Annotated in this window: 3 protein-coding genes; 1 reads left to right on the top strand and 2 read right to left on the bottom strand. The window is 33.1% G+C overall.

Annotated features, from left to right (window positions below; genetic code table 11):
* Positions 1-7493 (bottom strand): tetratricopeptide repeat protein (locus F6K40_RS33265; RefSeq protein WP_293142365.1); only part of this gene is annotated, 7493 nt, incomplete at its 3' end.
* Positions 7494-7526: 33 nt separating this feature from the next.
* Positions 7527-8873, bottom strand: coding sequence for a tetratricopeptide repeat protein (locus F6K40_RS33260; protein WP_293142363.1), 1347 nt, complete (start codon positions 8871-8873; stop codon positions 7527-7529).
* Positions 8874-9598: 725 nt separating this feature from the next.
* On the opposite strand from F6K40_RS33260, the gene F6K40_RS33255 reads away from it, so the two are divergent.
* Positions 9599-11023, top strand: coding sequence for a hypothetical protein (locus F6K40_RS33255; RefSeq protein ID WP_293142361.1), 1425 nt, complete (start codon positions 9599-9601; stop codon positions 11021-11023).
* The last annotated feature ends 1258 nt before the right edge of the window (positions 11024-12281 follow it).

Here is a 12281-nt window from a genome sequence, read left to right as displayed (position 1 = left end):
TCAGAATCAAAATTTAACATTACCCAAACTGGTTTTCCTAATGCTCCTGCTAAGTGAGCAATAACTGTATCTATTGTTATTACTAAATCCAATTGTTTGATGACTGCTGCTGTATCAGTTAAATCCTGAAAATATGAACTTAAATTATGTATCTTAGTCTGAGACTCCAACCATTCTAAATCTGCTACTGAGACTTCCTTTTGTAAAATGTAAAAGTTGACCGTATCTATATTGATAATTTCTTGTAAATATTCAACTGAGCAAGAGCGTTTTTGACTGGTTTCACTGGTACTACTTGTTTGCCAACATATTCCCACTTTGAGATTTTTTTCAGGAGCAGGTGGAATAGGAAAGTCGATTGATTTTGGTACAGATAAATAAGGAATTTCAGCAGGTATAGTTTCCAGAGTAGTTTGGAAAATTAGAGGTAGACTCATCAATGAAACTTGTAGGTCAAAATCTGCTAATTTTTCACCTTTAACAAATAATCCATCTATTTCTGAAATCGTCGTAAATAAGAATTTTAATTCAGCTCTATTAGATTCAAAAATTACACGCCCTCCTAACTTTTTCACCAGAGGAACATACCGGATAAATTGGATAGAGTCTCCTAAACCTTGTTCCGTATAAATCAATAAAGTTTTTCCTGAGAAATCTGAACCATCCCACACAGGTTCAGCAAAATTACGATGTATATAATCTTCACGTTGGTAGCGCCATTCATATTCAGAAAATCCTTGAATAAAATCTCCCTGCTTCAGCAAGAGAACTGCCAAACAAAAGTGAGTATTAATATGTTCTGAATTTAATTCAAGAGCTTTTTGATAGAGATTTTTTGCTGAAATTAAATTACCTTGTGCTTTCTCAACAACTCCCCAATTTTGGTAGACATCAGCATAATTCGGTTTGATACTCAGAGCTTTTTTATAACAACGAATTGCTTCTGCAATTTCACCTCTATCTTTAAAAATATCCCCTAAATTATGCCAAGCTTTAGCATAATTTGGTTTCTTAGAAAGTGCTTTTTGATTATGAATAATTGCTTCGCTAAATTGCTGTTCTTTTCTCAGGGCAATAGCTAGATTAAGATGTGTTTGCTCATTATTAGGATTTAAGCTAATTGCTTTTTCACAATAAGTAATAACTAGGTTGGTTTGACCTGTTTTTTGGGCGCATAAACCAAGTATTTCAAAAGCACCAGCAACATCCGATTTATCTTGAATAATGAGATGGCATATTTGCTCTGCTTTTTCCAAGTTTCCAGCTTGATATTTTTCTAAAGCAGTCTGGAGTAATTCCCGATTATTTACCGTTTCTTTAATCTTGTTAGATTTGTATTTTTCGAGAGCTTCCTTGATTCCAGTATCTAGCAATTTGAGACTCCTAATTGTGGAAACTTTTTCGATGGGATTCTTTTCTAGTAAATTGATTAAACTGTCTTTAATTTGTTTAGTTATACTCTCCCAATCTCCTATCTTTAGCTGTCTAAATAATCTCATTGTCGGATACCAAGGACTATCTTTGCGGTCTGTTAACCAACGCCAATCAGAATCAAAATTTAACATTACCCAAACTGGTTTTCCTAATGCTCCTGCTAAGTGAGCAATAACTGTATCTATTGTTATTACTAAATCCAATTGTTTGATGACTGCTGCTGTATCAGTTAAATCCTGAAAATATGAACTTAAATTATGTATCTTAGTCTGAGACTCCAACCATTCTAAATCTGCTACTGAGACTTCCTTTTGTAAAATGTAAAAGTTGACTTTATCTATATTAATAATTTCCTGTAAATATTCAATTGAGCAAGAACGTATTTGACTCGTTTCATTGGCACTACTTGTTTGCCAACATATTCCCACTTTGAGATTTTTTTCGGGAGCAAGTGGAATAGAAAAGTCGATTGATTTTGGTACAGATAAATAAGGAACTTCAGCAGGTATAGTTTCCAGAGTAGTTTGGAAAATTAGAGGTAGACTCATCAATGAAACTTGTAGGTCAAAATCTGGTAATTTTTCCCCTATAACAAATAATTCATCTATTTCTGAGACAGTCGTGAAAATTAATTTCAATGCAAGTTTATTACATTCAACAATGACACGCCCTCCTAATTTTTTTACCAAAGGAATATAGCGGATAAATTGAATAGAATCTCCTAAACCTTGTTCTGTATAAACTAATAAAGTTTTACCTGGAAAATTTGAACCATCCCATAAAGGTTGAGAGAAATTACGACAGATAAAACCTTTAGTTTTCCACCGCCATTCATATTTATAAAAGCCGGAAATAAAATTTCCCTGTTTCAGCAAAACAGCAGCTAAACCAAAGTTGGCATTGACATAATTTTTATGTAATTTAAGAGCTTGTTCATAATATTTTTGAGATTCCCCAAGTTTTCCTAGTTCTAAAAATATACTGCCTAAACTATTATATGCTTCAGCATAATTTGGCTTAAATTCAAGTGATTTTTGATAATGCTCAATAGCTACCTGAAATTCACCTTTATCTCGCAAAATACCTCCTAAGTTATGCCATGCCTCAGCATAATTGGGGCAGAGTTTAATAGCAGTTTGACAGTGACTAAAGGCAGCATCAATTTGCTGATTATCTTGAAGTGCAACAGCCAAATTATTATGAGTTTCTGCATGATTATGATTAACCTTTAAAGATTTTTGATAATAAGCGATCGCCTCTTCTATTTCATCTTTTTCATAAGCACATACACCCAAAATTTCTAAAGCTAAAAAATTATTAGGCTGTCTTTTTATAATCTGATGACAAATATTTTTTGTTTCTTCCAAGTTTCCAGATTTGTATTTTTTGAAGGCTTGTTTAATTGCACTATCATCAAATTTTATATCCATATCCGGTTTATTTTGAATAGTTAGATGGCTTATTTGCTCTGCTTCTTCAAAGTTTCCGGGTTTATATTTTTCTATAACTTCGTTGATTCCAGGAACTAGCAATTTGAGACTTCTAATTCTGGATTTTTTTTCGGTGGGATTCTTTTCTAGTAAATTGATTAAACTGTCTTTAATTTGTTTAATTACACTCTCCCAATCTCCTATTTTTGGCTGTCTAAATAATCTCATTGTCGGATACCAAGGACTATCTTTGCGGTCTGTTAACCAACGCCAATCAGAATCAAAATTTAACATTACCCAAACTGGTTTACCTAATGCTCCTGCTAAATGAGCAATAACTGTATCTATTGTTATTACTAAATCTAATTGTTTTATCGCTGCTGCTGTGTCAGCTAAATTCTTAAAATATGAACTTAAATTATGGATTTTAGTTTGATAAGTCAACCATTCTAAATCTGTTGCTGAGAATTCTTTTTGTAAAATGTAAAAATTGACCGTATCTAAACTTATAATTTCTTGTAAATATTCAACTGAAAAAGAGCGTATTTGACTGGTTTCACTGGTGCTATTTGTTTGCCAACATATTCCCACTTTGAGATTTTTTTCAGGAGCAGGTGGAATAGAAAAGTCGATTGATTTTGGTACAGATAAATAAGAAATTTCAGCAGGTATAGTTTCCAGAGTAGTTCCAAAAATTCGAGGTAAACTCATCAATGAAACTTGCAGGTCAAAATCTGGTAAATTTTCACCCTTAACCAATAATTCATCTATTTCTGAAATCGTGGTAAATAATAATTTTAATTCAGCTCTATTACATTCAACAATGACACTGCATCCTAATTTTTTCACCAGAGGAATATAGCGGATAAATTGAATAGAATCTCCTAAACCTTGTTCTGTATAAACTAATAAAGTTTTCCCGGAAAAATCCGACCCATCCCATACAGGTTGAGGAAAATTACGAGTTATATAATCTTTACGTTGGTAGCGCCATTCATATTCAGAAAATCCTTGAATAAAATCTCCCTGCTTAAGTAAGAGAACTGCTAAACAAAAGTGAAGATCAATATGTTCTGAATCTAATTCAAGAGCTTTTTGATAGAGATTTTTAGCTGCGGGAAAATCACCTTGTGCTTTCTCAATGTTTCCCCAATTTTGGTAGACATCAGGGTAATTTGGTTTGATACTCAGAGCTTTTTTATAACAACGAATTGCTTCTGTAATTTCACCTTGCTCTTTAAAAATATCCCCCAAATTATGCCAAGCTTCAACATAATTTGGTTTGATAGAGAGCGCTTTTTGATTGTGAACAATTGCTGTGTTAAATTCCTGATGTTTTTTCAGGGCAATAGCTAGATTAAGATGTGTTTGCTCATTATTAGGATTTAAACTAATTGCCTTTCGACAAGAAGTAATGACTAGGTTGGTTTTACCTGTTTTTTGGGCGAATAAACCAAGTATTTCAAAAGCACCAGCAAAATCCGGTTGCTCTTGAATAATTAGATGGCATATTTCTTCTGCTTCTTCAACATTTCCAGCTTTATATTTTTCTACAGCAGTTTGAAGTAATTTCTGATAATTATTTACCGTTTCTTTAATCTTGTGAGATTTATATTTTTCTAGAGCTTCCTTGATTCCAGTATCTAGCAAATTAAGACTCCTAATTCTGGAAACTTTTTCGGCAGGGTAAGTATTTTCCAGGAAATCTATTAAACTGTCTTTAATTTGTTTAATTACACTCTCCCAATCTCCTATTTTTGCCTGTCTAAATAATCTCATTGTGGCATACCAAGGACTATCTTCCCTATCTATTAACCAACGCCAATCAGAATCAAAATTTAACATTACCCAAACTGGTTTTCCTAATGCTCCTGCTAAATGAGCAATAACTGTATCTATTGTTATTACTAAATCTAATTGTTTTATCGCTGCTGCTGTATCAGCTAGATTGTTAAAAGATGAGCCTAAATTGTAGATTTTTGTTCGATAGTTTAGCCATTCTAAATCTTCTGCTGATACTTCCTTTTGTAAAATGTAAAAATTGACCGTATCTAAACTTATAATTTCTTGTAAATGTTCAACTGAGCAAGAGCGTATTTGACTCGTGTCACTGGTACTATTTGTTTGCCAACATATTCCTACTTTGAGATTTTTTTCTAGAGCAACTGGAATGGGAAAGTCGATTGATTTTGGTACAGATAAATAAGGAATTTCAGCAGGTATAGTTTCCAGAGTTGTTTGGAAAATTCGAGGTAGACTCATCAATGAAACTTGTAGGTCAAAATCTGGTAATTTTTCACCTTCCACAAATAATTCATCTATTTCTGAAACAGTAGTAAATAATAATTTTAATCCTGCTTGGTTACATTCAAAAATTACCCGCCCTCCTAATTTTTTCACCAAAGGAATATAGCGGATAAATTGGATAGAGTCTCCTAAACCTTGTTCGGTATAAATCAATAAAGTTTTCCCTGAAAAATTTGAACCATCCCATACAGGTTGAGCAAAACTACGAGTTATATAATCTTCACGTTGACAGCGCCATTCATATTCAGAAAATCCAGCTAAAAAATTTCCTTCTTTCAAAAGAATAAATCCTCTAGCAAAGTGAGCGTTGATATGGTTAGGATTTAACTCCAGACATTTTTCATAAAGAACTTTTGCTTCTGTTAAATCTCCCTTTTCTTTCAGAATATTACCCCAAGAGTAATAGATATGAAGATTATTTGGTTTAATCTGGAGAGATTGTTGAAAACAACGAATTGCTTCTGGAATATTGCCTTGAATTTTAAATATTAGACCTAAATTATGCCAAGCTGAAGCGTTATTTGGTTTTAGTTCAATCGCTCTTTGATTATGAACTATTGCCTGCTCAAGTTTCTGTTGTTTTTTCAGAGCAATAGCTAAACTTAGATGAGTTTTATAATTATTAGGGTTGAGGTTAATTACTTTCTGATGATAAGCAATTTCTAAATCAATTTTGTCTGTTTTTTTTGCACATAGAGCAAGTATCTCAAATGCACCACTGCAATTGGGTTGATGTTGAATAATAAAGTGACATATTTGCTCTGCTTCCCTCCAGTTTTCTACCTGATATTTTTCTAACGCTGTTGTCAGTAAATGCTGAGTTGTCACTGATAACCCCGGTTGAACTATTGATGGATAATCTGTTTGATTAAAAGTCAATAATTTAGATGATAAAGCACCAACAACTTCTTGACAAACTCCTTGCCAATCATCAGATTTACTCTGACGAAATAACCTCATTGTCGGATACCAAGGACTATCTTCCCGATCTGTTAACCAACGCCAGTCAGAATCAAAATTTAACATTACCCAAACTGGTTTACCTAATGCTCCTGCTAAGTGAGCAATAACTGTATCTATTGTAATTACTAAATCTAGTTGTTTTATAACTGCTGCTGTATCAGCTAAGTCATTAAAATATGAACTTAAATTATGAATTTGAGTCTGAGATTTCAGCCATTCCAAATCTTGGGGAGATACTTCTTTTTGTAAAATATAAAAGCTAGTATTATCTAGATTCAAAATAGGTTGTAAATGTTCTAGAGAGCAAGAACGTTTTTTGCTAGTCTTGATTTGACTATTTGTTTCCCAGGTTATGCCAATTTTGAAACTATTTGTAGTTCCTGGCAGTTGAATTTTTTTTGATTCTGGTACAGATAAATAAGGAATTTCAGCAGGTATAGTTTCTAAGGTAGTACCAAAAATTCGAGGTAGACCCATCAATGGAACTTGTAGGTCAAAATCTGGTAAATTTTCACCTATAACAAATAATTTGTCGATTTCTGAAACAGTGGTAAATAATAACTTTAATCCAGCTTTATTACAATAAACAATTACACGTCCCCCGAATTTTTTCACCAAAGGAATATAGCGGATAAATTGGATAGAATCTCCTAAACCTTGTTCCGTATAAACCAATAAAGTTTTCCCTGAAAAATCTGAACCATCCCATACAGGTTGAGCAAAATTATTAGTTACATAATCTTGACGTTGGCGACGCCATTCATACTCAGAAAAACCTTCAATAAAATTTCCCTGTTTCAGCAAAACAGCAGCTAAACCAAAGTGAGCATTAAAATGATTTTTATCTAATTTAAGAGCTTCTTGATAATACTTTTGAGATTCCGAAAGTTTTCCTAGCTCTAAAAATATACTGCCTAAACTGTTATATCCTTCAGCATAATTTGGCTTAAGTTTAAGAGATTTTTGATAATGCTCAATAGCTGCCTCAAATTCTCCTTTATATCGCAAAATACGTCCTAAATTATGCCATGCTTCAGCATAATTAGGACGCAATTTAATTGCAGCTTGACAGTGACTAAACGCAGCATCAATTTGCCAATTATCTTGAAGTGCCACAGCCAAATTATTATGAGTTTCCGCATAATTAGGATTAACCTTTAAAGACTTTTGATAATAAGCGATCGCCTGTTCTATTTCATCTTTTTCATAAGCACATACACCCAAAAGCTCTAAAGCTAAAAAATTATTAGGCTGTCTTTTTATAATCTTCTGACAAATATTGATTGTTTCTTCCAATTTTCCAGATTGGTATTTTTTTATTGCTTGTTTCATTTCACCATTATCAAATTTTATATCCATAGTTTTTGACATTTATTTTTGAGGATAACTATTCTAGAGCAATTTTTTTAAACTATCTTTTACATCAAGCAATACACTATCCCAATCTGCAATTTTTTGCTGTCTAAATAATCGGGATGTCGGATACCAAGGGCTATCATTTCTATCTAACATCCACCGCCAATCAGAATCAAAATTTAATATTACCCAAACAGGTTTACCTAATGCTCCTGCCAAGTGAGCAATAACTGTATCTATTGTAATTACTAAATCTAATTGTTGGATAGCTGCTGCTGTATCAGCTAAATCATTAAAAGATGAACCTAAATGATGTATTTTAGTTTGAGAGTTCAGCCATTCTAAATCTGTTGGTAATACTTCCTTTTGTAAAATATAAAAATTCGCTTTATCTATACTTATAATTCCCTCTAAATATTCAACCGGACAAGAACGTTTTTGACTGGTTTTAGTGTTACTCCTTGTTTGCCAACATATCCCTACTTTGAGATTTTTTTCTGAAGCAGGTGGGATAGTAAAATGGGTTGACTTTGGTACCAATAAGTAAGGGATTTTAGCTGGTATAGTTTCCAGAGTAGTTTGGAAAATTAGAGGTAGACTCATCAATGAAATTTGCAGGTCAAAATCTGGTAATTTTTCACCTATAACAAATAATTCGTCTATTTCTGAAAAAGTCGTAAATAATAATTTCAACCCAGCTTGATTAAGTTCAATAATTACACGACCTCCTAATTTTTTCACTAGAGGAATATAGCGGATAAATTGAATAGAATCTCCCCCACCTTGCTCAGTATAAACTAACAAAGTTTTCCCCTGAAAATTCGAGCCATCCCACAAAGGTTGAGAGAAATTACGAGAGCTAAAATCTTTCTTTTGCCAGCGCCATTCATATTTATGAAATCCTTGAATAAAATTTCCTTGCTTAAGCAAAATAAGTGCCAAACCAAAGTGAGCATTTGCATGATTTTTGTCTAATTTAAGAGCTTGTTGGTAATATTTTTGAGATTCCACCAATCTTCCTAACTCTAAAAATATTTTACCGATACCGTTATACGGTTCGGCATAATTTGGTTTCAGTTCAAGGGCTTTTTGATAATGTTTAATGGCGACTTCAAGTTGCTGGTTATCCTTCAGTGCCAAACCCAAATTACTATGAATTTCGGGATTATTTGGATTTAATTTCACAGCTTGAGTGAGGTAGGAAATTGCTTCTTTTGCTTTCCCTTCTAAACCAGCAATAACCCCTAATAAATGTAGCGACCTCGAATTTTCTATATCTATTTCTAAGATTTTGTGGCAGATTTTTGCTGCTAATTTTAAATTTCCTTTTTGATAATTCTTTACTGCGGAGTTAAAAAGATTTTCCAATGTCTGATTTTCCATAAGTCAAGCCTAGTTACAAAATTTTTAATTTAAATTAGCTAGAGTAGGGAAATTAAATTTTCAAATTTGTCGGTATTACTAAATTATTTCTAGATGGGTAATTAATAATAATCTTTTTTAATTAAATAGGTATTAAAATTTAGAACGATATAATCAAATGTAAATCTACAGTAAGCATTTAGCTATTAGCTGTCAGCTCTCAGTAACAAAATCACACCTTAGTACCAAGCTTGAAAAAAGAATCCTGTAAATTCATCTTGATTAGAGATGCTTAAAAAAGCTGCTATAATTCATTTTAGACAACTATATCTATCATTATCATTATTCCTTTTTTTCAATATTTCCTCCTTTTCTTACTTCTTTCTTTCTTTAGCTGAAAGCTGAAAGCTGACGGCTGAATACTTACAATCTACCTACCCAAGCACCCTGCCATAAACTATAGCAATCCTAAATGATTTGTGAAAATTTTTATAGCAGTTAATATTAACGGAAAACTTTGAAAATTATGACTCCTGACTCCTGACACCTAACTACCACCAAAATATTACAACTGAAATAGGATTACTATAGAGTTAATTTATAAATTTTAATATAGTCAAGCTTTTCCACATCTATATATCTATATAATTATAATTAATCAACTACCTACTCAGGTTGATTTTTCGATAATTACCCCATAGTAAGACCTATAATTTGACACTTAAAACCTTATATATATTCAAAATATGTGGCAATCTAGTCAAGGCATTCCTAACATACCCGATATTACCCATCCCGAAGAACTGATTGAACTTGGCAATCAAATTATTCAAGCATCACTCATATTAATTATTCTAACTTTTTTCTTAGGCATAGGAATAGCAATTATCAATTTTTCTATCCCTAGTCGCCAAGAATCAGAACCAAATAATTTGATTAATGAATTAGTATCTCAATATTCGAGTTTACTTAAAAAACTACCACATCTAATTTTAGTTTTAATATTGCTAGTGGGAGGATTTTTTCTCTGTTCAACTCTTAGTAATCGTTACCATAATTGGGAACAAGCAAAAATCTCTAAAATTGCTGCGGGTGTGGCAGGCGATCGCGCAAGCGGAACGGAGTTCTATCGCCTCGAACAAATCGCTCCAAAAGTTCGTTATATAGTAGAAGAACCCTATACATATTATCAGTGGGTTGAGAATAAACAGGTTGAAATTAAAAGTACGAGAAATGTAGATAAATTTTTGAACATAAATGCTTCAAAAATTCAGGTAAATATTAACCAAGCTAAAGACGTTCAAAATCTCAAAGCTGTTTATGTTGTAGATTTTTCCGCAGAATATCAAGTTACTAACCAACTTCAAAATATCCAAGAATTTTTCTTTGATATTCGTCCTCCTTATGGCTATTCTTTACTCCAAAACTTTCGCGTCGAACAAAATAATAAAAGATTAATTCCTACTAACCCTGGAAATTATAGTTTTCCCTTTAATTTATCTCCTGAAGAAACCATCAATTTCAAAGTCAACTATCAAGCTCAAGGCGCACCCCGTTGGATTTATAACGCCAATAATCAACTATTATCAAACTTCCGATTAATAGCATTAGCAAATTTTCCCAAAGCAGACTTTGCAAGTGGAATTGTTCCTACCGAAACTATCGAATCTAATCCAGGTCGAAAATTTACTTGGGTATTTGATGATAATGTTTCCGTCAAAAATCCTTTTGGAGTTTTTACTGCCACAGACTCAGTAAAAAATACAGGTATTTTACCTCGCTTATTAATATTAGCTCCTCTATTATTTTTATGGTGGTTAATTCTCTTATATTTTTCTCTACCTTTGAGTTTGCGAGATGTGGCAATCTTAGGAGGAATTTTCTTTGCTTGTTTACTGACTTTAACTTACTTTAGTCGTTTCATGGATGCTAAATTTTCCTGGAGTTTAATTTCTCCAATTTTACTATTTTTAGTGTGGGGTTTAGGCTCAAATCGTCAAGCTTCTTTCGCAGCAATTATTTGTACTATTAGTGGCGGAATTTTACCTATTTTTGCATTATTAATTCCCTATAGTGGATTAACTTTAAGTATTGCTGGATTACTTTCTGTAGTTTGGTTAGTAGTTCGACATTGGTATGGGTGGTATTCTGTTAATAATTCATTTAATTGAAGTCGTATAGGTTTGCGCCTCCAAACCCATTTTCATTATCTGAAATAGGAGATAGTAATCCGCGCGCGGGATTAAATTTTTTAGTTACGAGTCGTCCGTGGAATAGAGGCAATACACCGAAAAGATTGAAAAGTTTTTCCTTACTCCCTTATATCAATTTGAAACAAGAATGTTATGAATAATAAGGGCGATAAAAATACTTTACAGAAGATTTCCCTTTGGCAAATTCAATAATTTATGAACTAAGAATGGCATCAAAGCTATTCCCATCTGACTCCTGACTCCTGACTCCTAAAAAAACCTAGATATTTGTAGCAAACATTTATCAAATTGGTATTACTTCCCTACTTTTAAGGATGCTTTGAGATTTTTTACACCAAAAATGGCTATTAGCAAGGGAAATACCTGAATTAGTTCAAAATAGATGTTTGCGTAGCATGACCTAGGAAAACCTAGATATATCAAGAAAACGGTTAATTTAAGGTGAAAACATTACTGTATAAGATTTTGAACTTATTTTTAACCTATTTTTTCCTAAAGTCTTGTTAAGATTAGAATCAGATTTTTCCCATCATTAAATCTTTCCATCTATACCTCTCTAGTCGAAAATCGCCAATATTTTTCATTATCTAAAGCTCCTAAAAAATCCCGCGTCAAAGGATTTTCCGTTGCATCCTCACAATTTTTGTGATATTATAAAACTTATAATTGGCCATTTTTGCTATATGCCTGACTTTTAATTCAACTAAATTTCCTGAGCCAGAGACAATCAAAATATTCAGGATATTCAGGAATTTTCCCTAGGGCGTGTCATCAATGAAAAAGGTTGACAAGTAGGGGTATTGTATGCTGTATGAAAATGGCGCTCGCTATGGCCACAAAATGACTGTAGCTGCCTCTAGGAATCCCTCCCAGGAAGTTAACTGAACATTTATCCTATCTCCTGGCGATATAGCTGCCCCACTTGTTGCGCCCACCCTCAATACTGTTTGAGGCCTTGCCTTGAAATTTTCTATTCATAGACCTGCTTTGTAGAGTATCTCATCGTAATTACGGAGTTCACCCACGGTTTTTTTTCGGGGGAATCACCACCTCTATGCCTCTCTCAGCTCAAGGCCCAATCACCCTAAACAAGAGCTTCATAAGCTTGATCTCCTCATACTGCTTCTGCTTCTACCATCCCTAATAAAATATCTGCATCAGTCCAAGATTGAAGTTTGAACAGTAGTGAAAAATGCAGGAGTGGGATTAGGAGCGA

Source organism: Okeania sp. SIO3I5, from assembly GCF_010672085.1.
GTDB lineage: Bacteria > Cyanobacteriota > Cyanobacteriia > Cyanobacteriales > Microcoleaceae > Trichodesmium.
This window is presented reverse-complemented; position numbering and strand designations above follow the sequence as displayed.